This window comes from Xanthomonas vasicola (assembly GCF_000772705.2).
In the GTDB taxonomy this organism is placed as follows: Bacteria; Pseudomonadota; Gammaproteobacteria; order Xanthomonadales; family Xanthomonadaceae; genus Xanthomonas; species Xanthomonas vasicola.
In genome coordinates this window covers 15,100-40,015 of the sequence record NZ_JSBW02000059.1, presented here as the reverse complement: position 1 = coordinate 40,015, position 24,916 = coordinate 15,100, and the positions used below count along the sequence as shown (strand labels likewise).

Here is a 24,916-nt window from a genome sequence, read left to right as displayed (position 1 = left end):
CCTGCACAACGACGGCCCCGGGCTTTTACGATTCCCCATTCCCGAATCCCAATTCCCGCGCGTCAGCGCGCTCAAGCACGCTTACGCGACTCGATCAGATCCAGATTGCGCACCAGCCGTCGCGACAAGTCGTCGGAAATCTCGCGCCGTCGAGCCAGCTTGAACAGCTCATTGCGCTCGGCCACCAACGCCGCATGCCGGAACTGACGCAGTGCCTTTTCGTAGGCAACCGCCTCTTCCGGATCGGTCTCGGCCATGTCCACCGCGCCGAGCTTGCGCTGATAGCGCTGACTCACCTGGTTGGCCGCCGCGTTGTAGCGCTCGGCATGTTTACTGCCGTCCACCAGCCGCTGCCGCAGTTTTTCCACTGCATCCAGCGCTGCCTGCGAAGCGGCTTTCACCGCCAGGTCTTCCTTGAGTTGCTCGTCTTCTTCTTCCGGCAATTCCAGCCCGCGCAACAGGCGCGGCAACGCGATGCTGGCCACCAGCAACGACACCAGGATCACCGATGCGGCCAGAAAGATTGCCAACTGGCGGGCCGGGAACGGCGAGCCATCCTCCAGCATCAATGGCAATGTGAGCACGCCGGCCAGGGTGATTGCACCGCGCACGCCGGCCAGCGACACCGCCACCACGATCCGCCACGGCGGGCTGACATGCGCTTCGCCACGCCGTTGCGCCTTGAAGATGTTCCAGCGCAGCGACAGGAACACCCACATGAAGCGCAACGCCATCAAGCTGGCGCTGATGGTGGCCACGTACACCGCCAGCCACCACGGATTGAGGTGCCCGGCCTCCTGCACGCTGCGCACCGCGCCGTCCAGAATGCCCGGCAACTGCTCGCCCAGCAGCACGAAGATGATGCCGTTGAAGGTGAACTGCACCGTGTCCCATACCGCCGAACGCTGCAGGCGCATGTTCCCCGGCGCGTTGCCCGCCATTTCCACGTAACTCATGGTGATGCCGGCGGCCACCGCGGCCAGGATGCCCGACGCATGGAAGGCCTCAGCCAGCAGATACGCAGCGAACGGGGTGAGCAGGTTGACCAGGATCGCCGAACCGGGTTCCTCGCCGAAGTGCCGCCAGATCCAGGCCTGGATGCGGCTCAGCCCGAAGGTGGTGGCCACGCCCAGCGCCAGCCCAGCCAACGCCACCCACAAAAAGGTCAGCGAGGCGGTAGCGATGGAGAAGGTGCCGGTGAGCACCGCGGCCACCGCGAACTGGAAACACACCAGGCCGGAAGCATCGTTGAGCAGCGACTCGCCTTCCAGGATATGCATCAGGCGCTTGGGAATCGGCACCTTGGAGGCGATCGACGATACCGCCACCGGGTCGGTGGGCGAGATGATTGCCGCCAGCGCGAATGCCACTGGCAACGGCATCGCCGGGATCAGCCAATGAATGAAGAAGCCGGCGCCAACGACGGTGAAGATCACCAGCCCAAGCGCCAGTTCCAGGATCGCCGCCTTGTCGCGGAACAGGCCTTGTTTGGGAATGCGCCAGCCATCCAGAAACAGCAGCGGCGGCAGGAACAACAGGAAGAACAGCTCCGGTTCCAGTTGGTGCCCCGCATCGAACACCCCGGAGACCACCGCGCCTAGCGCGATCTGGACCAACGGCAACGGCAGCGAAAAAGGCAGGATGCGGATGAGATAACCGCTGGCCGCGACCGCCAGCAACATGGCGAGGACGACATCGATCGAATGCATAAAAACCCGGAATGAAAGAACGGCCGAACGTACGGCATCAAATATTGCGACGCACAACAACGCGCCTACCGGACCATACCGTGTTGCACACGGTGATGAAACCACCGCACTGCTTGGCCGGTCGCCACACATCGACGACCCGGCATGCCTGTTGCGGTTCGGTTCAATCGGCTTGCGCCGATACGCTGGCCGATGGAGACAGGCGCACCAACGCTGCCGAAGCGTGCAGGCTGTAGCAAACCGATGGCGGACCTGCGCGATGGCCGCTACTGCAGCTGGAGCGGCAACGCCCGGCTACGACGCGGCTGGAGCTTTTTCGCAACGGCGGGCGGCATCGTCGGCACGGGCAAGTTTTTAACGGCTAGAGAGACCGTGACCTCTCGATGCGATCGAGCCGAGCGGATCCGCAGAACGCTGCGCATCGCCGTCGTGTTTCCTCGAAAGCTCCGATGGATGCATCGCGCTAGGGCCACGTGGGCTGCACGATCGCATACGAGACGCGAGGTTCGGGGTCGGGGTCGGTCACGCTGTTGGTCCAAGCCTGCATTAACCGGCTGGCCACGCGATGCCGCCCTCACCACCCCAAACGCAGTAATAAATGTCAAAACGACGTGATGCATCCGGCCGTTTCGGGGACGCGTATTGACGCTACGGTTGCCATCCAGGCGATCGCCAACCCAAAGGATCGATGCCTCATGAAGACTTCATTGCAGTCGCTTGCCATTGCCACCGCCATTGCCCTGACCAGCGCCATGGCCCCCGCCTACGCTGCGTCCAATCCGAAGGTGGGCGGTGCGCCGATGCTGGTGACCAAGGACATTGTCGATAACGCGGTCAACTCCAAAGACCACACCACGCTGGTGGCTGCCGTCAAAGCCGCCGGCCTGGTCGACACGCTGAAGGGCCCGGGCCCGTTCACCGTGTTCGCACCGACCAACGCGGCCTTCTCGGCACTGCCGGCCGGCACCGTCGATACCTTGCTGAAGCCCGAATCCAAGGCGACGCTGACCAAGGTGCTGACCTATCACGTGGTTGCCGGCAAGGTGGATGCCGCCTCGCTGATCGCCAAGATCAAGGCCGGCGGCGGTAGCGCCACGCTGACCACCGTGCAGGGCGAGCCGCTGACCGCAAAGCTCAATGGCAAGAAGGTCACCATTACCGACGTCAAGGGCAATACCGCCAACGTCACCATTGCCGATGTCATGCAGAGCAATGGCGTGATCCACGTGGTGGACAAGGTGTTGATGCCGTAACTGCCTGCAGTCGCACTGCAACGCGTGCTTACTGACGCATGCACGGTGCCATCGGCGGAATGCGGTTTTTCCCGCCGATGGCGCAGCGGCGTTATGCAGGAGCGTAATCGCATCAGAGGCGCTAGTTGAAGCGGTTGGCAATCCATGGCGCAGCCGCCGTGCAACCGTAGAAGGCCTTCGACATCGACATGGAAGACGTCTTAGCCATGTCGATGTCGGGCACCTATGACGCAACACCTGATGATTGCCCGGCATGTCCCGTTCGCCACTGTTGCTCGGCACATGCGTGCAATGGATACGCAGTGCATCCGCGAGCACATCGGTGCACTCAAGATGTAGCTCAACCCTGCTGCGCGTTGCTGGCGCCAGCCTCCAGCCATCATCACCCAACCGCGAAGCGGCGGCGATGGAGTCACCTGCGTGCCGGTGGCCCCGCTTGGCGTCCCGATTCTCCGACACCGTGCGCGCGCCGTTGCACGCGTATTTTTTTACCTGTCTCGCGCGTCACCTTTTTCTCTCGAGCGAACGTTCCTGCGGCTGCGGCGGGTCCAGCAACCGACGCAGATCTTCGACAAATCCGCGATAGCCTTCTTCGCGTGCATCCGTCGATGGCTGCCGCAATATCCAGGACGGATGCACCGTCGTCAAGACCGGTGTGCCATCTTCCAGGCGCTGCCACTGCCCGCGTTCCTGCATCAATCGAAAGCTACTCCCCAACACCGCTTGCGCCGCAGTCGCACCGAGGCAGATGATCTGTGCAGGACGCAATTGCGCGCGCTCGGCCTGCAACCACCCACTGCATGCCTGCACGTGCGTACGCTCCGGGTTGCGGTGCAGCCGCCGTTTGCCGCGTTGTTCGAAACGGAAATGCTTGACCGCATTGGTGACGTAGAACCTTTCGCGATCAACACCCAGCTCGCCCAACGCCATGTTGAACAGGCGCCCTGCGGGCCCGACAAACGGCCGCCCGCTCAAGTCCTCTTCATCGCCCGGCTGCTCGCCGATCACCATCACCGATGCATCGTCGGGCCCTTCGCCGAACACCGTCTGCGTTGCCGGTTGCCAGAGTTCGCAACGCCGGCAATCGCGTGCAGCGCTGCGCAACTGCGCCAGGTTTTGGGTTGCCACGTCCGGCATGGGCGCCGGCGCCACCGGTACCCGTCGCCGTACTGGCTCAGGCGCGCGTTCGGCCATTTCGCGCACGCGCACGCCGGCTTCGCGAATGAGCTCCGGCAGCAACGCGGCTTCGGGCAGGTTCTTCCAATATTTCTGCGGCATCTCCTGCCGCATCATGGTCGGGTTGAGCCGCGCCGGATTGAAGATATGTGCGTAATAGGTGCGCCACAGTGCTTCCTGTGCATCGTCGGCCGGCACCTGCGTGCGCACCGCACCTTCGCCGAAGTTCAGTGCCTCGCCATCCCAACGCACGCTGCGGTACGGGGTCAAGATCGCCCAACGCATGCCGGCAAAACGCCGCGCAAAAAACGGCGCCACCCGGTCCACGATCCAGTGCTCGGGCTCGAACCAGGCAACGAAGTCTTCTTCTTCCCCGGGCAGCCGGCGAAAGCGCACGAAGGCCTTCATCTTGTGCGTATCGCGCTGCACCGCCTTCTGCCATTGCCGTAGCCGGTGCACATCCACATCGGTGGCGCGCTCCAGCAATGCTTTTTCGCCAGAAGCGATCCGCCACAGCAATCGATACAGCACGGCGTGCCGCTGCGGGTCGCGATGACACAGTACCGATGCGGCCAGCTGCATGAAGTCTGCAGAGACACGCGGTGGCGGCACTGCGGCCGTCAACTCCAGCAGCCCCCGCCCCATCAACAGCCCGCCCTGCGCACCACCATCCCAGGCCACATCATCCGGCCCTACCTGCGCGCACCAGCCCGCCCGTGCCAATGCACGCCACGCTTCAAAACTCCACGGTGGTTCCACCTCAGCGCTGAACATAGCGAGTCAGTCGAACAGACTTGCCTGCCTAGGCGCAGGCGCCAACTGCGCACGCAACCTGACCGGATCGTCCAGCCGTTGCCGCGGATGATGATCGAGCACACTGACGAACGGCAGCAGCTTTTTCATCGGCACGCGCAGCCGCGCCAGGTCGCCGACGCGCAAGCGCGCATGCCGGCGCGACAACAACAAACGCTCCACGTTGCGCGTGCCCAGGCCCGGCACACGCAGCAGCATCTCGCGCGGCGCGGCATTCAAATCCACCGGAAACCGCTCCGGGTTGCGCAATGCCCAGGCCAGCTTGGGATCCACGTCCAGATCAAGCATGCCACTGGATTGCGCCGGTGCAATTTCTTCCACGCTGAACTCGTAGAAGCGCAATAACCAGTCGGCCTGATACAACCGGTGCTCGCGCTGTAGCGGCGGTGCCTGCAGTGGCAATTTGGACGAAGCATCCGGGATCGGGCTGAAGGCCGAGTAGTACACCCGGCGCATGCGGTAGTTACCGTACAGATTGTGGCTGGTGTCCAGAATGCTGCGGTCATTGGCATCGTCGGCGCCGACGATCATCTGTGTGCTCTGCCCGGCCGGTGCGAAGCGTGGCGGCTTGGCCCGGCGCACTTTCTCGGCTTTGCGTTCGAGCTGATTTTCTTCGATGCGCCAGCGCAGCTCGCCCATGGCCGAGCGGATGCCGCCCACGCTTTTTTCCGGCGCCAGCAGCGTCAGGCCCTGCTCGGTGGGCAACTCTACGTTGATGCTCAGGCGATCGGCGTAACGCCCGGCAGCGGCCAGCAACTCCGGCGTTGCATCGGGAATGGTCTTGAGATGGATGTAGCCGGCGAAATGGTGCACCTCGCGCAGCTGCCGCGCCACTTCCACCAGCTGCTCCATGGTGTAGTCGGAGTTGCGGATGATGCCGCTGGACAGGAACAGGCCTTCGATGTAATTGCGCTTGTAGAAGTCCAGCGTGAGCGTGACTACTTCTTCCGGCGTGAAGCGCGCGCGGCGCACATTGCTGGACACGCGATTGACGCAATACGCGCAATCGAAGATGCAAAAATTGGTCAGCAGGATCTTCAACAGCGACACGCAACGGCCGTCGGGCGTGTAGGAGTGACAGATGCCCATGCCCTCGGTGCTGCCGATGCCACCGGTGCCCAACGAATTGCGCTTGTTGGCGCCGCTGGAGGCACAGGAGGCGTCGTATTTGGCGGCGTCGGCGAGGACGGCGAGCTTGTCGAGGATTTTCACGCGGGCAGCATGCAACGGCGGCGTCTCAGCCTATGAGATTGGCCTGCACCTGTTCGTGAATGCTTCAGAGCGCTGTGGGCTTGGCGTGGTGCCCCTCGCGCTCGCGCAGGACGGCATGACACCGACGACATCCATTCCAATCACCCGACGACACCAGCACTGATCAGCGCCGCGGCACATTGAGCAGCTACCAAAACGTAGCAAGCAGTCGTCGGATGGTGCGGACGGCGCGCAGGAACCGCAGCGTACAACTGGCACCTGCCGCACAGAGCACCGACCGCGCCCGCATGGTGCATGCGCAGTCGTCTCTCAGCTGCGCTTGGTTCAAAGTTCCGACGCGCCCGCCCTGGCTTCCAGCGCTACGCCGCCACCGGGTCGGCCACTGCTGCATGCCCATCGAAGCGATAGAGATCCATCGCCAGAAACCCCGCATCGATACCGGCGTCGATGCGCTGCGCGCCCAGCCGGTCGTCGCCGGCCGCGCCCATCGCCACGTACAACGGCAGGAAGTGTTCGTCGCTGGGATGCGCGCGTTCGGCATGCGGTGCCTGGCGGCGGTAGTCCAACAGCGCGGGGACGTCGTTATCCAGCAGTTTGCGCTCGATCCACTCGATGAAGGGCCGCACATACGGCGCTTCGCGCTCGGCGCTGTAGCCGTGGCGGAAGTCGTGCAGGTTGTGGGTGATGCTGCCCGAGCCGATCACCAGCACGCCGTCATCGCGCAACGGCGCCAGCGCGCGGCCCACTGCGAACTGGTGCGCCGGACCAAGCTCGGGCTGGATCGATAGCGACACCACCGGGATGTCGGCGTCCGGATACAACAGGCGCAGCGGCACCCAGACGCCGTGATCGAAACCGCGCTGCGGGTCCAGGTGCGGCTGCAGGCCGGCCTGCTCCAGACGGCGCATGATCTGATGCGCCAATGCCGGCTCGCCGGGCGCCGGGTACTCCAGCTCGTACAACGGTGCCGGGAAGCCGCCGAAATCGTGAATGGTGGGCGGCCGTACCGCACCGCTGACGAGCGGGCGACGGCCCAGCCAATGCGCGCTCGCCACCACAATGGCGCGCGGCCGCGGCAAGGCCTGCCGCAAGTCGGCCAACCGCTCGCCGACCTGCCCCGGCTGCAGCGCAGTCATCGGCGAACCGTGCGAGATGTACAGGGAGGGCAAGCGGGTCATGGACGCTCCTTGATGGATGAAAACAGGCTCAGCGCGATGGCTTCAACGCGAATGCGCCGTCGCCGAGCAACGCCTGCACGATCAGCAACACCGTCCATAACGCCGGGTATTCCCAGCCGCCACCCGGATTGGAAAAACCAAAACCGTTGGCACCATGCACGCTGACAATCGTGCCCAGCAAAAGCGGCACGCCCAGCAGCGCGACCCAGCGCGCATGGATGCCCAGCAACAAGGACACGCCAAGGCCGAGTTCCAGCGTCATGCTGATGTACGCCAATGCAGCGGGCAGGCCGAGCGAGTGGAAATACGCCACGGTACCGGCTGGGGTGAAGACCACAATTTGGTCAGACCATGCACCAGAAACAGTACGCCCAGGCTGATGCGCAGCAAGGCAGTGCCATAGGCGGCGGTACGTGGAGATGCGAGGGCAGTTGTCATGGGACGAACTCCGGTGAGGACCAGCACAGCCTATTCCTTACAAAAATCTGATAAATACGTCTACTTCAGATAATTTATTTCACTAAAGGTAACAATCGGAGCTGCCATGGATACCCTGGATGCGATGCGTGTGTTCACGGCCGTGGCCGAGCGCAGTGGTTTCAGCGCCGCCGCCGAGGCATTGGACCGCTCCACCGCCAGCGTCACCCGCCAGGTGGCCGCGCTCGAACAGCGGCTCGGCACGCGCCTGCTCAACCGCACCACCCGCAGGGTCAGCCTGACCAGTGCCGGCAGTGCGTACTACCAGCGCTGCCTGCAGCTGCTCGCCGACCTGGACGACCTGGAGGCCACCATCGGCGCGCAGGCGCTTGAGCCGGCTGGCGTGCTGCGGGTGAACGCACCGGTGAGTTACGGCATCGAGCGACTTGGCGCATTGCTGCCCGGCTTCCGCGCGCGCTATCCGCAGGTGGAGCTGGACCTGTCATTGTCCGACCGCCTGGTCGATATGGTCGAAGAAGGCTTCGATGTCGCCATCCGTATCACCCGCCAGCCGGCGCCGATGCTGATTGCACGCCAGTTGGGCAAGGTACGGATGCTGCCGTGTGCATCGCCGGCCTATTTGGCGCGTGCGGGCACGCCGCAACACCCATCGGACCTGGCCGGCCACGAATGCCTGCTCTACCACTACTCGCCCAGCGGCGATGAGGTGCGCTTTCAGGGCTCGCAGGGCGATATCGACGTGCGCCTGCATGGCGGCCTGCGTGCAAACAACGGGCATGTGCTGAACGCTGCCGCGCTGGCCGGGCAAGGTATCGTGATGCAGCCGGATTTCCTGGCCGAACCGCATCTCGCCGCCGGGCGCCTGGTGCGCATTCTTCCCGAATACACGCTTGCTGAAATTGGCATCTTCGCGGTCTACACCAGCCGCAGCCACCTGGCGCCGAAGGTGCGCAGCTTCATTGATTACCTGATCGAGTGCATGGCCAAGCCAGCACCCGGTTGAGCGCTGTAGGAATGCCAAAAAACACCTCGCGCATCTGGCACGTGCATGCAATCGCAACCGCACGTCAGCAGGCAGGCTACGCAGGCCGATGCCGATTGACAGATACGCACAGATCATCATCGCTCCGGCGTGACTGACGCAGGCTGATAAGCGCCCCCGATTGCACGCAACACCACCGCACGCGCATCACGATTCACACGCCCCAGCAAATGATCGCGGCAACAGTTCGTCCCGTGCGTGGTCATTCTGCTGTCGTGACCGGTGTGCGCACAATCCGCTTCCCTCGTTCACCCGGAGTGTCCATGAGCAAGATCGCCATTGTGTATTTCAGCGGCTACGGCCACACCGTCAAGCAGGCCGAAGCGGTGCAAGCGGGCGCAGCCAGCGTTGGCGAAGCCACGCTGTACCGCATCGACCAGGACGGCAATCTGCCCGATGACGCCTGGGAAGCCATCAGTGCCGCCGACGCCATCATCTACGGCAGCCCCACCTACATGGGCGGGCCGGCGTGGCAGTTCAAGAAATTTGCCGATGCCAGCTCCAAGCCATGGTTTGCGCAGGCGTGGAAGGACAAGATCGCCGCCGGCTTCACCAACTCGGCGTCGGTGAACGGCGACAAGTACGCCACCATCCAATACTTCTGGACGTTGTCGCAGCAGCACAGCCAGGTCTGGATCGGTACCGGGCTGCTGCCGGCCAACACCAAGGCACATGGCCCACAGGACATCAACTGGACTGCCGGGTCGGCAGGTGCGCTGGCGATTTCGCCGTCGGACGCCTCGCCCGATGAAGCGCCGCGCAGCGGCGATCTGGAAACGGCCAAGCTGCTCGGCAAGCGCGTTGCCGAATTCGCCGCCAAGCTCAAGGGCTGATCGCAGCTCACAACAGCCCGCGCAGTTCGGCAGCGTTGCCTGCCGAGTTGCGCGGGCTGTGCGTTAGCGCGTGGGCCACATCGCGCTAACGCACAGCCCGCCATTGTTCCCGCACCTTTTGCTGCACGGAGTCCCCCACCATGCAAACCCGCACGCTTGGCCGTTCCGGCCCCACCGTTTCGGCCCTCGGCCTTGGCTGCATGGGCATGAGCGCGTTCTATGGCGACCGCAGCGACGAGGCCGCTTCGATCGCGGTGATCCACCGCGCGCTCGACCGTGGCATCAGTCTGCTCGACACCGCCGACATGTACGGCCCGCACACCAATGAAGTGCTGGTCGGCAAGGCGATTGCCGCACGCCGGCACGAAGTGTTTTTGGCCACCAAATTCGGCATCAAGCTCGACCCCAACGACCCATCGGTACGTGGTATTGATGGCAGCCCGGCCTATGTACAGTCCGCCTGCGAAGCCAGCCTGCGTCGGCTGGGCGTTGAACATATCGACCTGTATTACCAACACCGCGTGGACCCCACCGTGCCGATCGAAGACACCGTCGGTGCGATGGCGCGCCTGGTCGAACAGGGCAAGGTGCGCTTTCTCGGTTTGTCGGAAGCGGCCGCAGCCACCATTCGCCGTGCGCATGCGGTGCACCCCATCACCGCGGTGCAGACCGAATATTCGCTGTGGTCGCGCGAGCCGGAAGATAACGGCGTGTTCGCCACGGTGCGCGAACTCGGCATCGGGTTCGTGCCGTACTCGCCGCTGGGGCGCGGGTTTTTGACCGGGGCGTTCTCGTCGCCGGAGGATTTCGATGCCGACGATTACCGCCGCCATTCGCCGCGTTTTCAGGGCGATAACTTCACCCGCAACCTGCAGCTGGTGGAGCAGGTCAAGGCAATCGCTGCCGACAAGGGCATCACGCCCGGGCAATTGGCGTTGGCCTGGGTGTTGGCGCAGGGCCAGGACTTGGTTCCGATTCCCGGCACCAAGCGGCTGGCGTATCTGGAAGAAAACATCGCAGCGCTGGATGTGGCACTGATGCCGGACGAGCTGGCCCGTATCGATGCGATCTTCCCGGCGCAGGCTGCGGCCGGCACGCGCTATCCGGAAGCGATGATGGGTGCGGTCAACCGCTGAGCCGCGTCGCCTGATCGTCGTCTTCGCAGTGCCGCAGTGATCGCTGCGGCACTGCGTTAATGCCGGTGGAGCTTGCTGCGCACCAGTGCCGCCATTCAAAACATCACGCGCGCGATAAATAGGTAAGCGTCGGGTCGCAGCGCTTGTTTGAGCGCGGGCATTGGTGCTGATCGCCCTGCTCACATCCTCGCGGCGCTGCACCTTGCACACTGGCTGCAGCTCACATGAACCACGCCCCATGCTGTCCTTCGTGATTCCAGCACATGACGAGGCTGCCCTGATCGGCGACACGCTGCAGTGCCTGCATGCCTGCGCGCAAGCCATGCAGCTGGACTATGAAGTGATTGTGGTAGCCGATGCCTGCGAAGACGCCACTGCGGACATCGCACGCAGCCATGGCGCACAGGTGCTGGAGGTGCAGCTGCGCCACATCGCCGCCACGCGTAACGCCGGTGCGCAGGCCGCGCAGGGCGAACGCTTGCTGTTTCTGGATGCCGACACCTTGATCAACCCGCAGGTCGTTGGCGCCGCATTGGCTGCGCTCGATGCCGGCGCGGTAGGCGGCGGTGCGCGAGTGCATCTGCAGGGCACGCGCGTGTGGTCCGAGCGCATGGCGCAGGCGTTGTTTGGTTGGTTTTTTCGTGTTTCCGGCATTGCGCCCGGATGCTTTTTGTTTTGCACAAGGGTGGCATTCGTCAGCGCCGGCGGCTTCGATACGCGTTACTACGCCGGCGAGGATGTGGCCCTCAGCCGGGCGCTGGCACGCTGCGGCCGCTTTGTGATCTTGCGCCAGACCGTGCACACCTCCGACCGCAAGCTGCGCAGCTTTTCCAAGCGCGAACACCTGGCCCTGCTGCTGCGGTTTCTGTGGCGCGGGCGACGCATGCTGCAGACCCGCGATGCACTCGGCTTCTGGTATCAGCGCCGGCGCTGAACCGAGCGTGTCCGCAACACCACGATCCGCTATGGAGCCTGCCCTCCAAGCAGCATCTGGCACCGCATGCCACTTACACTGTGCTGTCCGTTCCGGTTATCCGAGTTGCGCCGCATGGCTTCTTTGCATCGCCCCGTCCTGATCGCTGCCATGTCTGCCGCGCTGCTGACCACCGTTGCGTGCCACCGCGATGGCGCGACACCGGCCGCGAGCACGCAGCCAACGCCGCCCCCCAGCAAACCCAAGCTCGGCGATTTCGGCTTCGATATGGCGGGTATGGACCGCAGCGTGGCGCCGGGCGACGACTTCTTCGGTTACGCCAGCGGCAACTGGGTCAAGACCACGCAGATTCCGCAAGACCGCTCCAGCTTCAACAGCTTCACCTCGATCGCCATCGAGACCGAGCGGCATAGCCGTGACATCATCGAAGGCGCTGCCGCCAACGACCGCGTCACCGGCGAAGACAAGCAGATCGGCGACTACTACGCCGCCTACATGGACGAAGCCAGCATCGAGGCCAAGGGCGTGCGCCCGGTACAGCCGGAACTGGATGCGATCGCCAAGCTCGACGACAAGCAGGCCTTGGCACGCACGTTGGGCGGCCAGCTGCGCGCCGATGTGGATCTGCTCAATTCCACCAATTTCTACACCGACCGCCTGTTCGGCCTGTGGGTGTCGCAGGACCTGCATCATCCAGGCCGCTACGCGCCCTATCTGGTGCAAGGCGGCCTGGGCATGCCCGAGCGCAGTTTCTACCTGGATGGCGGGCGCATGGCGCAGCTGCGCGAGGCCTACCGCGCGCACATCGTCACGCTGCTGGAACTGGCCGGCATCAGCGATGCGCCCGCGAAGGCCGAGCGCATCCTGGCATTGGAAATTGCCATGGCACGCGTGCACGCCACCCCGGAGCAGACCAACAACGTGCAGGCAGGCGCAAATGCCTGGAAACAAGCCGATTTCGCGCGCAATGCTCCCGGCCTGGACTGGGCGCTGTTCTTCGAGGCAGCCGGGCTCAACGCACAGCAGGATTTCATCGTGTGGCAGCCGCGCGCACTGAGCGGATTGTCGGCGCTGGTGCAGTCCGAGCCACTGCAGACCTGGAAGGATTATCTGAGCTTCCGCGCCCTGGATCGTGCTTCGCCGTATTTGTCCAAGGCCTTCGCCGACGAGCGCTTCGCGTTCTACGGCACCACGTTGGAGGGCACCCCGCAGCAGCGCCAGCGCTGGAAACGCGGCATCGACGCGACCAACGCCGCATTGGGCGAAGCGGTTGGCAAGCGCTATGTGCAGAAGTACGTCAGCGCGCAGACCAAGACGCGTGCCGAAGAGATGGTCAAGAACATCATCACCGCGTTCGGCAAGCGCATCGATGCACTGGAGTGGATGACTGCCGAGACTAAGCAGCACGCCAAGGCCAAGATCGCCGGTTTGACGGTGGCAGTCGGCTACCCGGACACCTGGCGCGATTACAGCGGGCTGGACGTGCGTCGCGACGATGCGCTGGGCAATGTGGAACGCGCCCAACTGTTCGAGTACCGCCGCAACCTGGCCAAGCTGGGCAAGGCAGTGGATCACCGCGAGTGGTACATGCTGCCGCAGGAAGTCAACGCGCTGAACGTGCCGCTGGAAAACCGCCTGATCTTCCCGGCGGCAATCCTGCAACCGCCGTTCTTCGACCCAGCCGCCGACGATGCGGTGAACTATGGCGCGATCGGTGCGGTGATCGGGCACGAGATCAGTCATAGCTTCGACAACATGGGCGCGCTATTCGACGAACACGGCGAGCTGCACAACTGGTGGACGCCGCAAGACCTGAAGAAGTTCCAGAGCGCCGGCAGTGCGTTGGCCGCGCAGTTCAGTGCCTACAAACCGTTCGATGACTTGTCGCTCAACGGCAAGCTGACGCTAGGCGAAAACATCGCCGACGTTGCGGGCCTGGCCACGGCATACGATGCCTACCAGTTGTCGCTGCAGGGCAAGCAACCGCGAACCATCGACGGTTTCAGCCCGGATCAGCGCTTTTTCCTCGGCTTCGCACAGGCATGGCGTGGCAAGTACCGCGATGCGGCACTGCGCAATGTGGTACTCACCGACGTGCACGCGCCGGGCCGCTTCCGCGCGCAAACCGTGCGTAATCTGGATGCGTGGTATCCCGCCTTCGATGTGAAGCAGGGCCAGCAGCTGTATCTGCCGCCGGAGCAGCGGGTCAAGATTTGGTAGGTGTTGGTGTGCCTCTGGCTGCAGCGCAGTTCTTCGACGTCATGGTCGATCTGGCGTTGACGCCAGTACATCTGGTGCGACAGCTGTCAGCCCATAAATGATGAAGCTACCGGGAAGGTCTCTTCTCATGCCGCTCGCCACTTTCGGACTGCCCTGGAACCCGGCCCCGCCACCCATCACGCGCTGTCAGGCCACTCCAGCAACATCGCCGGCGGCAACGCCATGCGTCTGCACGCGCGCGCAGACAGTCCGTCGCGCAAGGCCGTGCGAAACAGCGGCGACATGCTGCGTAGCAGACGTGCCGATGCGCGCGCCTGTGCGCGTTGCGTGGTGCTCCGGCCGAGCATGTCGCTAGCCCAACTCGGCAACAAGGCGGTGCCAGCACCGAGAAACACGCCGCGCGACAAGCCTGCCGCGGGCACCGGTAGCTGGATGCTGGTGAGGATGTCGAGCACTTCGCGCGAGCGCGCGTCCATGCGTAACTCTCCGAGGACCGATGCGAAATACGCATCCACCTGCGCCTCGCTGGCGGGCACGTCGGTTGCGCCTAGCGCCTCGGCAACGCGTCGCGCTTCGTCGTAATAGCGGTCGGCGATGGCAGCAGGCACATCACGGCAATAACGCCGGCATCCCTGCAAAAACCCATAGGCTTCGGTGACATGCACCCAGGTGAGCAACTGCGGGTCGTTGGCGTCATAGGGCACGCCGTCAGCAGTGTGGCCGCGGATATGCGAGTGGATGCTGCGCACGCGGGCAATCAGCTGCTCGGCCTCCGCACGCGGAGCGTAGGTGGTGCCGGCGACGAAGTTGGTGGTGCGCCGCAGCCGCCCGATCAAATCGGTGCGGAAGTTGGAATGATCGTAGACCCCGGCCAGCGCACGCGGATGCAACAACTGCAACATCAATGCGCACAAGCCGCCGGACAGCATGCCCGGAAATTCGGAGTGGATGCGCCAGGTGATGCTGTCTGGCCCAAAGATGCCGGGATCGCCCAGCGGCTGATCGTATTCGATCGTGCTCTGCCCACGCGGAAACGCGTTGAGCACCCAGCGGTGGATCTGTTTGGCGGCGGGGGCAGTGAGGGTACGCAGGACGGCTGACATGCCGCAATCATACCCAGGTCATCTGCAACGCCAGATCAGCGCAGCGCCAACCAGGCATCTGCTCGTACGTGCGAGATGGCGACTGCATCGACTGACGGTCGTGGTGAGGCCGCGGGGTTGCGGGGCGGTGGCCTGGCATCTGTACGGCGCATCGATCAACCAGTCACGCACAAATCCCCATTGCTCTCCGAGCGGGCTCGGCATTGCATAAACGGCCTGCCTCATCCCTTTCACCATGCCAGCCAAGATGGCGTACCCCCTCCTCGCACGTGGCGATTGCCGCAGCATCAGGTGTGCAGTGCAGCAAGATCGGGGATGGAGCGCAGGCAGGCTTCAGCGGCCGCGCAGTAAATCCAGCTGAATTCAGCGATTTGTGCGCGCATGCCCAAATTTGCGCGGCCACAACTTGGCCTTGGGCATTGCCATGTACAGCGAAAGTGCTAGAACTAAGACCGTCCGACAACGCGCTGCATCGCCAGCGCGTTTCGGGTGCTCCAGGGCACCGGCCGCGGCCAGTGCAGCAAGTCGTTCGTACCAGCCATCCGTCAGGAGCTTGTCATGATCGCTTTGTTTCAGGGTTTAGGCCTGCTATTGCAGGACAACGCACTCCATCGGCTCCCCTTCGACGAGCAGGTCGCGCATTGGCGCGACAAGACCGACGAGCAGCTTGACAAGGAGCTCACGTTGCTCAAGGTGGCCAAGAAACAGTGGGTGATCGCCTCGATCATCGGCTGGCAGGCGATCTCGCTGGTGTTGCTGGGGGTGATCACGCATCAGCTCTGGCAGAACGACTACCACCTGACCTTCAGCCGCGTGGTGATCATCTTCACCTCGTGGGTGTCGATCCTGTTCGTGATGTGGTACATCGCCGACCTGTTCGATCACAGCGCCGGTTTCGAACGCTGGCTACGCGCCTTCAACAGCCGCGCGCGGGTAACGCCGGATGCCGATTCGGTTGAGTGCGTTGCCGATGCGCTGGACATGACGCGCCGCTACCCGGAAGTGCTGCGCTACAAGCAGGAGGTAAGCTCCAAGCGCGAGCTGCGCCACGAAGACATCGTCAACATGCGCGAAATGGGCCGGCTACGCCGCTATATCGAACTGCTGCGCGACCTCGACCGCTTTGATGGGGCGCCACGGTTGGTGGTTAATTCCTAACCAGCGCCGATATGCCGATGCAATGAAACTGCTGACGCAACAACACTCCACCTGCAGCAGTTTTTCGCTGCAACCAAAAACGGCCGGTGCACAGTGCACCGGCCGTTTTGTTTTATTCCCAGCCGCTGCTGCCAGCCGGTTTACGCTAACTAGCGCCGCCTAATAGCGCACCCGAACGTGCAAGCAATCACGCCTGCGCAACCGCCTTTTCCACTGACGGGGTGCGCCAGCCGCTGCGCACGCCCCAGATGTAGAACACCACGCCCACTGCGGCGACCACGGCCAGATCGGTGCCGTAGCTTAGATAGCCGTGGCCGCCGAAATCGCTGCTGCCAGCCCAGGACAGCAGCGCGATCATCGGCAGGTAGCAGATCATCCAGGCAGCGCCCTTGAGGTTGCGGCGCAGGTCCGGCCAGCCTTGTTTGGCTTGGTAGTAGCAGTACACCGGCAACGCCACGACCATCAGCAGGATGATCTCGCCGGTCAGCGGCCAGCGCGCCCAGTACAGCAGTTCGGTGGCCATCACGAAGGCCACGCCGGCCAACACCGGCAGCGCGGCGATGCGCAGCGGGCGGTGAAGTTCCGGCGCATGGCGGCGCAGCGCCATCGCGCTGATCGGGCCGGTGAGGTAGGAAATGATGGTGGCCACTGAGATCACCGCCGCCAGCGTGCCCCAGCCGCGGAAGAAGAACAGGAACACGAACGACACCGCCAGGTTGAAGAACATGGCCATGCGCGGCACGCCCCAGACCGGGTGCAGCTTGCCCAGCGCGGCCGGCATGGTGCCGTTCTTTTCCATGCCGTAGACCATGCGCGCGGTGGTGGCGGTATAGGTGATACCGGTGCCGCTGGGGCTCACGAACGCATCGATGTACAGCAGCATCGCCAGCCAATGCAGGTTGACGATGATGGCCAACTCGGCGAACGGCGAGCGGAAATCGATGCCGTGCCAGCCGGCCTTGGCGAGCAGATCCGGCGGCACAGCGCCGATATAGGCCACCTGCAGAATCACGTACACCACCGTGGCCAGCGCGATCGAACCCAGCACTGCGAACGGAATGCTGCGGCCGGGGTTGCGCGCTTCGCCGGCCAGATTCACCGGGCTCTGGAAGCCATTGAAGCTGAAGACGATGCCGGCAGTGGCCACCGCCGTGAGCACCGCGGCCAGGTCGAGCACGTGCGCATCGCCGTGGATGCCGACGCTGAAGTTTTCGGTGTGGAAGCCGCTGGCGATCAGCGCCACGCCGGTCGCGGCCGGCACCACCAGCTTGAACACCGTGATCAAGGTATTGGAGCGCGCGAACAGCTTGACGCTCCAGAAATTCAGGAAGAAATACACCAGCACCAGCAATGCCGAAATCAGCAGGCCCGGCACCGACAACTCGCCTGCCCCACCAGGCGCCTGCACATACAAGCCTTGCGCCCAGGCCCACGGCCAGGAGGCCATGTATTGCACCGAGGCCTCGGCCTCGACCGGAATCACCGAGACGATGGCGATCCAGTTGGCCCAGCCGGCAATGAAGCCGACCAACGAGCCATGCGAGTAATGGCTGTAGCGCACCATGCCGCCGGATTCGGGGAACATGGCACCCAGTTCGGCGTAGGACAGCGCGATGGTGGTGATGATCGCCGCGCCCAGTACCCAGGCCCAGACGGCACCGGGACCGGCCAGCCCGGCCGCGCGCCAGGCGCCGAACAACCAACCGGAGCCAATGATCGAGCCAAGGCCGGTAAGCATGAGGGCGAAGGGGCCAACGTCGCGGCGTAGCGAGTGTTCGGACATGAGAAGCCTGGCAGTGAGGCGCCGTGAACCGGCAACAATCCGGTAATGATCGCAGAAGCGACCGCTTGTCGTCAGTGCCTATTCAGGCTTACTAGAGTTTCTGTCGGCTCGCCCTGCGCCGCCCGGCCCACCCGTACACGTCGCCCCGATGTTGCTTAGCCGTGGCAATCGGCCCGTGGTGCCGCGGTATCCACGCAGGTATGCGCTTGGCCGGAGACGCCGCGCAATTCGCGTACCTGCCCTGGCGTCAGTGCAAACTGTCCAAGGTCTTGCGGGCGCAGGCGGGTGCGCTGGCGGTGTCGCCGGGGTTGCGGGTCGCGCACTGCTCCTGGTAGATCAGGTAGTAGCAATGGCCGGAATTGCTGGCCAGGCAATGCACGTTGGTCGTGGTGGCAGTGGTCAGCGTCTTGCTGAAGATCACATCGTGGCCATCGCGGGTGGCGCGGGTGATCGAGGTGGTGCAATTGCGTTCGTGGCAGCCGGCCAGCGCGAGCAGGCAATACAGCAGGGAGGCGATCAGGCGCATGGGCAATCCTTTCATTGATGCGAACGGGGGAATCAGAGCGGCAGGCACCGCAACTGCGCAGACCCCAGATGGATGCGGGCGCTGCGCGGAAATGGATGGGCCACTCACGCTTGCACTTCGGGGTTGCGCGTGCCGTCCGCACTTGCCTGACGACCGCCCGCAACGTCGTGCTCACCGCACTACATGCCGCGAAACAGGCTCATGAACGGCTGGCTGACCGTGAGCATTTCGCTGCGGCCGCGCAGCGCCAGCCGGCCCCTGCCGGTGTCGTCGCGTACGACCGAGGCCACTGCTTTCATGTTGACGATGGTCGAGCGGTGGATCTGTTTGAACACGTGCGGGTCCAGCACATCCAGCAGTTCGCGCAACGGCGTGCGCAATACCGCTTCGCCGGCGGCGGTCATCACCGTGGTGTATTTTTGATCGGCCTGGAAATACGCGACCTCTTCCAGCGCAATCAAGCGCGTCTCGCGGCCGCTGCTGGCGGTGAGCCAGGCCAGCGGCGGTGCAGCGCTGGTAGCAGCCGGGCGTGCAGACAACTGCTGCAGCAAAGCCTCCAACAGCGCGCCATCCGGCTGACCGACAGCGGTGCGTTGTTGCACGCGCCGCCAGGCGGCCTGCAGGCGCTCGCGGCTGATGGGTTTGAGCAGGTAGTCAACTGCGCCGTGTTCGAACGCGTCGATGGCGTATTGGTCGTAGGCAGTGACGAACACCACCTGGCTGCGCGGGCTGACTTCGCGCATCGCACGTGCCACCTCGATGCCGGTGAGGCCGGGCATGCGGATATCCAGGAACACCACGTCCGGCTGCTGCGCGGCGATGGTCTCCAGCGCACTGGCACCGTCTTCGCAGTCGCCCACGATCTGCAGCTGCGGGCACACCTCGGCCAGCAACGTCAGCAGCGACTGCCGCAGCAATGCCTCGTCTTCGGCAACCACGGCGCGCAGCGCGCTCATGCCTGCACCTGTGGGGCGTGCGCGGCCGCGGTGGGTACCGGCGGCGGTGAGGGTGCAGCAACCAACTGCGCCGGCAGCGGCAGACTGATCGTGGCCGCCACGCCGCTGGGGAAGTTGGACACGATGGCAAAGCTCGCCTTGTCGGCATAGATCAACTTCAACCGCTCGCGCAGGTTCTTCAGGCCGATGCCGGTGCCCCGGCTGTGCGTGTTGAAGCCCTGGCCATCGTCGGCAACAGTGAGCGTGGCGTGGTCGTCATGGCGACGCGCCAGAATCCATACGCTGCCGCCGCCGGGCTTGGCTTCCAGCCCGTGCTTGATCGCGTTTTCCACCAGCGTCTGCAACATCATCGACGGCAGCGGCAGCGAACGCAGTTCGTAGGGCACTTCCACCTGCAAGGCGAGCCGCGTGCCCATGCGGATGCGCAGGATCTCCAGGTAGGCCTGGGTGCGTTCGAGTTCTTCGCCCAGGGTGGCGATGGCACCGTCGGCGCTGGGCAGCGAGCTGCGCAGGTACTGGATCAAATGGCCGATCATGATGTCGGCGCGCGGCGGGTCGGTGCGCGCCAGCACCTGTGCGCTGGCCAGCGTGTTGTAGAGAAAGTGCGGCTCGACCTGCGCATGCAGCAGATTCAGCCGCGCCACGGCCAGTTCCTTTTCCATCACCGATTGCTCGGCGGCGGCTTGCTCGTCGCGACGCTGCTCGCCGACCCGGCGCACTACCGCACGATTGATCGCTTCAGCGTTTTCGTAATTGCTGCCTTCGTCTACCGCAAACAGATCCACCCAGGCGCCAGCGTCGGGCTCGCACAACACAGTGACGCTGCTGGTGCCCTGCCCCGGCGCGATCGTCGCCAGGATCTGGTTGTGGGTGATGGCAAAGCGCGCGAACACATTCCAGCGCGACGGCTGGCGTCCCTCATACGGGTCGATGCGGCGCACCTTGGCGCGGATCAGCAGGCTGCCCGGCGCGCATTCGATGTCCTGCACACGCGGCAGCGCACGCACCGCCTCATCCATCACCGCAAAGCTCGCCTGCACATCCAATGGCACTTCGATCTGACGGCGCTGACGGGTGGACAAGGTGGTGTGATCCAGCCGATCGGCGATCAGGCGAACCCGCCGCACATGGGTGATCGAACTCATCAATGCCAGCGTCAGCAAGACCATGCAGGCCAAAGCGAAGATCGGGCCGATGGAGCCGAACAACTGCGCCCACATGATCCCTGCCACCACCAACGCGGCGGCCCAGGCGAACACGATACGCACGATCAGGAAGACGCTGGCGGACACGGATGGCAGCTCGTTGAGATGGGACGCGGCGAGCATAGCCGGCGCGCGCCACGACGGAAGCCCCGGGGGACGAATGGCCGCCAACGTGGCATCAAGCGCCAGGATCGCGGTACGAAACCGTGGCGCTGCGGCGCAGGCAGCGGAAGATGCGCGCGCTATGCTGGCGCTTGCCGGTACTGCGCACACAGCGTGCGGGGGCCGGCCGCGGTGGATCGTACGTGGCGCGAAGGCAATAGCGTGCGGTCACCCAGGCATGGCTCGCCGCAACGTGGCGAGCACACCTCACCCATCACAGCAGCTAAGGGAGTTGCATGCACCGTCGTCATTTTCTACGCAGCGCCGGTGTTGCGCTAGCGGCCGCTTCCACCGCGAGCTGGGCAGCAACCGACAAAGCGCTCGCCATTCCGCGCACCGCGCTGCCGGTGACGCCGCCGGGTGCATCGCCTGCACCGTTCGCGGCGATGCCGCCATTGGCGCCGATGCGCGCTTCGGTCGATCGCATCATCGCCATCAACGGGTGCACGCGCCCGTTCCGTGCGCAGGGGCCGCGCATCGAAGCCGAGCGCATCGGCCGCAAGACCGTGGTGCACAACTACGGGCATGGCGGCAGCGGGTGGTCGCTATCCTGGGGCGCAGCCGAACAAGCGCTGCGGCTGGTGCGTGCGGCCGACCCCGCTGCGCGCGAGTTGGCGGTGATCGGCTGTGGTGCGATCGGCCTGACCACCGCCCTGGCGGCGCAGCGCGCCGGCTTGCGTGTGCGTATCTACGCGCGCGAACGTCTGCCGGATGTGCGCTCGTTCTACGCCACCGGCGTGTGGTCGCCGGATTCGCGCGTGTGCACCAGCGAATACGCCACTGCCGATTTCAGGACGCGCTGGGAAGAGATGGCGCGCACATCGTTTCGCCGTTATCAAACCTTGCTGGGCCTGCCCGGCGAGCCGATCGAATGGCGCGATGGCTACGTGCTTTCGGATGTGCCGTTCGATCAACCTGTCGCTGCGGCCGAAGCGCATGAGCCGGACTATCCGCCACTGGAGCGCGAACTGATCGATGATCTTGGGCCGGCCTCGCAACCGATGGCGGCCGGTAGTCATCCGTTTCCGGTGCCGTTCGTGCGCCGCTACAGCCAGCTCACTTTCAACCTCAGCGCGTATGCGCGGCTGTTGATGGAGGACTTTCTGCAGGCAGGCGGCGAGCTCTACACGCGCGAGTTCGCGCACCCGCGCCAATTCGGCGACCTGCGCGAGAAGATTCTGATCAACGCCACCGGTTACGGTGCGCGCGCCTTGCTGGGCGATGAGAGTGTGATTCCGGTGCGCGGACAGACAGCGCGCTTGATTCCGCAACCAGAAGTCACCTATGGGCTGGTCTGGCGCGGCCACAATCTCAACGTGGTGCCGCGGCGCGACGGCCTGCTGGTGCAAGCGCAAGGCGCACACGACTTCAATAATGCCGACGGCACGCCGGATCGCGCAGCATCGGAAGCGGCGGTGCGCGAGCTGGCGAAGCTGTTCGCCACAAGTTGAGCGGTGTGCACGCGTTGATGGCCTGGGTGCGGATTGCAGAAGGCTGTGATTGCTTGCCGTGATGTGCAGTGGCGTCTGCCAGACGCGACCTCTTCAGATGCTCAGGCCGGGCCGACCACTGCGCCTGCGCTGATCGTCGGAACATCGATACACCTAAGCGCAGCTATAACACCTGTGCACGGCGCAAGCGAACCGCAGTGCGCGCGGAGTACATGCTGCACTGCGCACCAGCCGCACCCGCCCGGCGGTGCGTGCATTCGTTCTGTTAGCGCTCTAAATGGCGCGCTGCATCGCCACGCTAATGATCTTCCAGCGACGCCTGCAATGCACTGGCTAGTGCGGCATCGCCGCTGACCAGTGCGTCCCAGCGCAAGGTCACGCCTTTGCGCTTGCCCTTCTCGACCAACTTCAAACCTTGCGGATCGATGATCAAGGTGTATGCCTGCTCGCCGATCTGCAGTTCGCGACGTAACGGTTTTTCCAGCGGCGTCATCGCACGAGTCTCCCAGAAAGTTCGATCACTGTTGTAACCCATCGGCGGGGACCGGTGCAGGACGTGCAGCGATGCGCAAGCAACAACACCGCAGTCATACAGCCGCGATCGCTGTTGTCGGCGAACGCGCCGCCTTGCCTTCAATGCAAACGCAGCGAGTGCTGCCTGCGCTACGGCACAGGTCGCCATCGCATTGGGATCACCGTTTCCACCAATCCTGCTAACACTCGCAGGGCTAGCGTAGCGACCACGCGGTACTGCCTGGAGATTCAAGCGACGACGGCGGTGCATTTCGGACAAGGCCAGGTGATGTGCTTGCACTACTGCTCTGCAGCGGAGTGATACGCGTCTTGGCGTTTGCGAAGTCATCGTCGGTGTGTAACGGCACGCTTGTGTCACGCGAACGCATCAAGGCCTCGCCATCAACATGGCGGACCGCAGCAACCCACCTCTGACCACCCCAAAGGAGCCACACATGGCGATTAAGACTGTCGAAGAACTCTTCATCCACGAACTGTCGGACATCTACAGCGCCGAGAAGCAGCTGACCAAGTCACTGCCACGTCTCGCGCGTGCGGCCACCGAGCCGAAACTGAAGCAGGCCTTCGAAACTCACCTGGAAGAAACCCAGGGCCAGATCGAACGGATCGACCAGGTTGTCGACGTGCTGGGCATCAAGCTCAAGCGCATCAAGTGCGCGGCGATGGAAGGCCTGGTGGAGGAAAGCCGCGAGGTCATCGACGAAATCGAAGCCGGCCCGGTGCGCGATGCCGCGCTGATCGGTGGTGCACAGAAGGTGGAGCATTACGAAATTGCCTCGTACGGCACCATCGCTGCGATGGCCAAACAACTCGGTTATGCCGATGCATTACCGCTGCTGCTGGCCACGCTGGAAGAAGAAAAAGCGACCGACGAAAAGCTGACCCTGCTCGCCGAGCAAGGCGGCAACGAAAAAGCATCCAAGGCCAGCAAGGCGGCCTGAGTTACCGCGCAGGGCGGCCCGCCGCCCTGCGTTGCTTGCAAATCTCTGCGGGCAATCCCCCAAAAGCCAATGCCCCACGTTTCTGCCCGCTCCCTGAGTGGTCGTAGTTGCCGGGCGCCAGCCATGGAGCACCACCCATGTTCATGCATAACAAGCGTTTGATGTACACCGTCCGCGTTGCCCAGCCCAATCCGGACCTGGCCACGTTGATGCTGGAACAGTTCGGCGGACCCCAGGGCGAACTTGCCGCTGCAATGCGTTATTTCACTCAAGCATTAGGTGAAGACGATCCGGGCCGTAAGGATCTGCTGTTCGACGTTGCCACCGAAGAGATCAGCCATCTGGAAATCATCGGCTCGATCATCGCCATGCTCAACAAGGGGCCCAAGGCAGTGCTCTCCGAGGGCATGGAAGAAGCCATGGAGATGCGCAACATGACCCAGAACAGCACCAGCCACACCCAGCAGATTCTGTATGGCGGTGGTCCGGCGCTGGTGAATTCCAGCGGCGTGCCGTGGACGGCTGCGTATGTCGACAGCATCGGCTGCCCGACCGCCGACATGCGCTCCAACATCGCTGCCGAAGCGCGTGCCAAGCTGGTCTATGAGCGCTTGATCAACGTCACCGATGATCCGGGCATCGTGGATGCATTGCGCTTCCTGATGACGCGCGAAGTGGCGCATCAGAAGTCGTTCGAAAAGGCCTTGTATTCGATCGAGCCAAACTTCCCGCCGGGCAAGCTGCCAGGCGACCCGCGCTTCACTGACAAGTACTACAACACCTCGCAGGGCGAAGGCGACATGGTCGGCCCGTGGAATGCCGGCGAGCAGTGGGAAGTGGTAGCAGACCGTGAATTACAGGCCGCTGTGGATGGGGGCGATGGTTCGGCCACGGTGGCACTGGATGCCACCCAGACTGCGGCACTGGATGCCATGTCCGAGCGCCTGCTCTCCAATCCCGAGCTGGATCGCGTCACCGGCGCAGACCTGGGTGCAGGCCCGGGTGCTGGCTCTACCACCGGCGATATCCAGCGCTAGGAGTAGCCAATAACACTACTGCGCAGCTGCGCGTCGTTTTGTTAGCCGTCCTGAACCCGATGGGTGTTCTCGCACCCATCCCCAGCCCGGGGCGAGCACGCTCCGGGCTTTTTTAT

At 63.9% G+C, this 24,916-nt stretch carries 19 protein-coding genes, 1 other RNA gene and 2 pseudogenes; 10 read left to right on the top strand and 12 right to left on the bottom strand.

Going from position 1 to position 24,916, the window contains the following annotated elements; translation table 11 throughout:
* Positions 1–71: 71 nt before the first annotated feature.
* Positions 72–1,709: a Na+/H+ antiporter gene (locus NX05_RS16470; RefSeq protein WP_010367234.1), complete on the bottom strand. Its 1,638-nt coding sequence runs from the start codon at positions 1,707–1,709 to the stop codon at positions 72–74.
* A gap of 695 nt (positions 1,710–2,404) precedes the next feature.
* Between NX05_RS16470 and NX05_RS16465 the strand changes: the two genes are divergently transcribed.
* Positions 2,405–2,962 (top strand): fasciclin domain-containing protein, encoded by a 558-nt coding sequence (locus NX05_RS16465; protein WP_010365456.1) that lies wholly within the window; start codon positions 2,405–2,407, stop codon positions 2,960–2,962.
* A 504-nt stretch (positions 2,963–3,466) separates the two neighbouring features.
* Here the strand turns inward: NX05_RS16465 and NX05_RS16460 are convergent.
* The 5 genes and pseudogenes from NX05_RS16460 to NX05_RS16445 all read right to left on the bottom strand — a co-directional run bounded on the left by NX05_RS16460 (position 3,467) and on the right by NX05_RS16445 (position 7,779).
* Entirely contained in the window at positions 3,467–4,912 is a 1,446-nt protein-coding gene (locus NX05_RS16460; RefSeq protein WP_039431249.1) for a UdgX family uracil-DNA binding protein, read from the bottom strand.
* A 6-nt stretch (positions 4,913–4,918) separates the two neighbouring features.
* Positions 4,919–6,163, bottom strand: coding sequence for a putative DNA modification/repair radical SAM protein (locus tag NX05_RS16455; RefSeq protein ID WP_017112838.1), 1,245 nt, complete (start codon positions 6,161–6,163; stop codon positions 4,919–4,921).
* 185 nt (positions 6,164–6,348) lie between these two features.
* A non-coding RNA gene (locus NX05_RS22910) (sX9 sRNA) lies at positions 6,349–6,423 on the bottom strand.
* 99 nt (positions 6,424–6,522) lie between these two features.
* Positions 6,523–7,341 carry a DODA-type extradiol aromatic ring-opening family dioxygenase gene (locus tag NX05_RS16450; protein WP_039431253.1) on the bottom strand — a complete coding sequence of 273 codons (819 nt, stop codon included), beginning with the start codon at positions 7,339–7,341 and terminating at the stop codon, positions 6,523–6,525.
* Positions 7,342–7,369: 28 nt separating this feature from the next.
* Positions 7,370–7,779, bottom strand: a pseudogene (locus NX05_RS16445) (DoxX family protein).
* A 106-nt stretch (positions 7,780–7,885) separates the two neighbouring features.
* Between NX05_RS16445 and NX05_RS16440 the strand changes: the two are divergent.
* From NX05_RS16440 to NX05_RS16420, 5 genes are all read left to right on the top strand, one after another.
* Positions 7,886–8,782, top strand: a complete 897-nt coding sequence (locus tag NX05_RS16440) for a LysR family transcriptional regulator (protein ID WP_010365440.1) — start codon at positions 7,886–7,888, stop codon at positions 8,780–8,782.
* A 302-nt stretch (positions 8,783–9,084) separates the two neighbouring features.
* Positions 9,085–9,654, top strand: coding sequence for a flavodoxin family protein (locus NX05_RS16435; RefSeq protein WP_010379753.1), 570 nt, complete (start codon positions 9,085–9,087; stop codon positions 9,652–9,654).
* Between the two features lie 140 nt (positions 9,655–9,794).
* Positions 9,795–10,790: an aldo/keto reductase gene (locus NX05_RS16430; RefSeq protein ID WP_010365435.1), complete on the top strand. Its 996-nt coding sequence runs from the start codon at positions 9,795–9,797 to the stop codon at positions 10,788–10,790.
* Between the two features lie 238 nt (positions 10,791–11,028).
* On the top strand, positions 11,029–11,724 hold the full coding sequence (locus NX05_RS16425; protein ID WP_010365433.1) for a glycosyltransferase: 696 nt from the start codon (positions 11,029–11,031) through the stop codon (positions 11,722–11,724).
* Positions 11,725–11,874: 150 nt separating this feature from the next.
* Positions 11,875–13,944 (top strand): M13 family metallopeptidase, encoded by a 2,070-nt coding sequence (locus tag NX05_RS16420; RefSeq protein ID WP_039431313.1) that lies wholly within the window; start codon positions 11,875–11,877, stop codon positions 13,942–13,944.
* 176 nt (positions 13,945–14,120) lie between these two features.
* On the opposite strand, the gene NX05_RS16415 is transcribed toward NX05_RS16420, so the two are convergent.
* Entirely contained in the window at positions 14,121–15,047 is a 927-nt protein-coding gene (locus NX05_RS16415) for an oxygenase MpaB family protein (RefSeq protein WP_039431259.1), read from the bottom strand.
* A gap of 489 nt (positions 15,048–15,536) precedes the next feature.
* On the opposite strand from NX05_RS16415, the gene NX05_RS16410 reads away from it, so the two are divergent.
* Positions 15,537–16,205 carry a hypothetical protein gene (locus NX05_RS16410; protein ID WP_080764487.1) on the top strand — a complete coding sequence of 223 codons (669 nt, stop codon included), beginning with the start codon at positions 15,537–15,539 and terminating at the stop codon, positions 16,203–16,205.
* Between the two features lie 187 nt (positions 16,206–16,392).
* On the opposite strand, the gene NX05_RS16405 is transcribed toward NX05_RS16410, so the two are convergent.
* The 4 genes and pseudogenes from NX05_RS16405 to NX05_RS16390 form a co-directional block, all read right to left on the bottom strand.
* Positions 16,393–17,988, bottom strand: coding sequence for an APC family permease (locus tag NX05_RS16405; RefSeq protein ID WP_039431264.1), 1,596 nt, complete (start codon positions 17,986–17,988; stop codon positions 16,393–16,395).
* A 155-nt stretch (positions 17,989–18,143) separates the two neighbouring features.
* Positions 18,144–18,514 (bottom strand): annotated as a pseudogene (locus NX05_RS16400) (hypothetical protein).
* 179 nt (positions 18,515–18,693) lie between these two features.
* Positions 18,694–19,470 carry a LytR/AlgR family response regulator transcription factor gene (locus NX05_RS16395; protein ID WP_039431266.1) on the bottom strand — a complete coding sequence of 259 codons (777 nt, stop codon included), beginning with the start codon at positions 19,468–19,470 and terminating at the stop codon, positions 18,694–18,696.
* Positions 19,467–20,762 carry a sensor histidine kinase gene (locus tag NX05_RS16390; RefSeq protein WP_039431319.1) on the bottom strand — a complete coding sequence of 432 codons (1,296 nt, stop codon included), beginning with the start codon at positions 20,760–20,762 and terminating at the stop codon, positions 19,467–19,469. Before NX05_RS16390 ends, NX05_RS16395 begins: the two co-directional genes overlap by 4 nt.
* A 311-nt stretch (positions 20,763–21,073) precedes the next feature.
* On the opposite strand from NX05_RS16390, the gene NX05_RS16385 reads away from it, so the two are divergent.
* Complete coding sequence (locus NX05_RS16385; RefSeq protein ID WP_039431269.1) at positions 21,074–22,288, top strand: FAD-dependent oxidoreductase; 1,215 nt, start codon at positions 21,074–21,076, stop codon at positions 22,286–22,288.
* A 298-nt stretch (positions 22,289–22,586) separates the two neighbouring features.
* Here NX05_RS16385 and NX05_RS16380 read toward each other — a convergent pair whose 3' ends face one another.
* On the bottom strand, positions 22,587–22,781 hold the full coding sequence (locus NX05_RS16380) for a hypothetical protein (RefSeq protein ID WP_039431272.1): 195 nt from the start codon (positions 22,779–22,781) through the stop codon (positions 22,587–22,589).
* Between the two features lie 475 nt (positions 22,782–23,256).
* Between NX05_RS16380 and NX05_RS16375 the strand changes: the two genes are divergently transcribed.
* Positions 23,257–23,763, top strand: a complete 507-nt coding sequence (locus NX05_RS16375; protein WP_010365408.1) for a YciE/YciF ferroxidase family protein — start codon at positions 23,257–23,259, stop codon at positions 23,761–23,763.
* A 137-nt stretch (positions 23,764–23,900) separates the two neighbouring features.
* Entirely contained in the window at positions 23,901–24,800 is a 900-nt protein-coding gene (locus tag NX05_RS16370; RefSeq protein WP_010365405.1) for a manganese catalase family protein, read from the top strand.
* Positions 24,801–24,916: the final 116 nt, after the last annotated feature.

What these genes read in the sequence shown, in the direction of transcription:
- NX05_RS16470 (WP_010367234.1), bottom strand. Translation starts at nt 1,709, where the DNA reads ATGCATTCGATCGATGTCGTCCTCGCCATGTTGCTGGCGGTCGCGGCC.
- NX05_RS16465 (WP_010365456.1), top strand. Translation starts at nt 2,405, where the DNA reads ATGAAGACTTCATTGCAGTCGCTTGCCATTGCCACCGCCATTGCCCTG.
- NX05_RS16460 (WP_039431249.1), bottom strand. Translation starts at nt 4,912, where the DNA reads ATGTTCAGCGCTGAGGTGGAACCACCGTGGAGTTTTGAAGCGTGGCGT.
- NX05_RS16450 (WP_039431253.1), bottom strand. Translation starts at nt 7,341, where the DNA reads ATGACCCGCTTGCCCTCCCTGTACATCTCGCACGGTTCGCCGATGACT.
- NX05_RS16440 (WP_010365440.1), top strand. Translation starts at nt 7,886, where the DNA reads ATGGATACCCTGGATGCGATGCGTGTGTTCACGGCCGTGGCCGAGCGC.
- NX05_RS16435 (WP_010379753.1), top strand. Translation starts at nt 9,085, where the DNA reads ATGAGCAAGATCGCCATTGTGTATTTCAGCGGCTACGGCCACACCGTC.
- NX05_RS16430 (WP_010365435.1), top strand. Translation starts at nt 9,795, where the DNA reads ATGCAAACCCGCACGCTTGGCCGTTCCGGCCCCACCGTTTCGGCCCTC.
- NX05_RS16425 (WP_010365433.1), top strand. Translation starts at nt 11,029, where the DNA reads ATGCTGTCCTTCGTGATTCCAGCACATGACGAGGCTGCCCTGATCGGC.
- NX05_RS16420 (WP_039431313.1), top strand. Translation starts at nt 11,875, where the DNA reads ATGTCTGCCGCGCTGCTGACCACCGTTGCGTGCCACCGCGATGGCGCG.
- NX05_RS16415 (WP_039431259.1), bottom strand. Translation starts at nt 15,047, where the DNA reads ATGTCAGCCGTCCTGCGTACCCTCACTGCCCCCGCCGCCAAACAGATC.
- NX05_RS16405 (WP_039431264.1), bottom strand. Translation starts at nt 17,988, where the DNA reads ATGTCCGAACACTCGCTACGCCGCGACGTTGGCCCCTTCGCCCTCATG.
- NX05_RS16395 (WP_039431266.1), bottom strand. Translation starts at nt 19,470, where the DNA reads ATGAGCGCGCTGCGCGCCGTGGTTGCCGAAGACGAGGCATTGCTGCGG.
- NX05_RS16385 (WP_039431269.1), top strand. Translation starts at nt 21,074, where the DNA reads ATGCACCGTCGTCATTTTCTACGCAGCGCCGGTGTTGCGCTAGCGGCC.
- NX05_RS16380 (WP_039431272.1), bottom strand. Translation starts at nt 22,781, where the DNA reads ATGACGCCGCTGGAAAAACCGTTACGTCGCGAACTGCAGATCGGCGAG.
- NX05_RS16375 (WP_010365408.1), top strand. Translation starts at nt 23,257, where the DNA reads ATGGCGATTAAGACTGTCGAAGAACTCTTCATCCACGAACTGTCGGAC.
- NX05_RS16370 (WP_010365405.1), top strand. Translation starts at nt 23,901, where the DNA reads ATGTTCATGCATAACAAGCGTTTGATGTACACCGTCCGCGTTGCCCAG.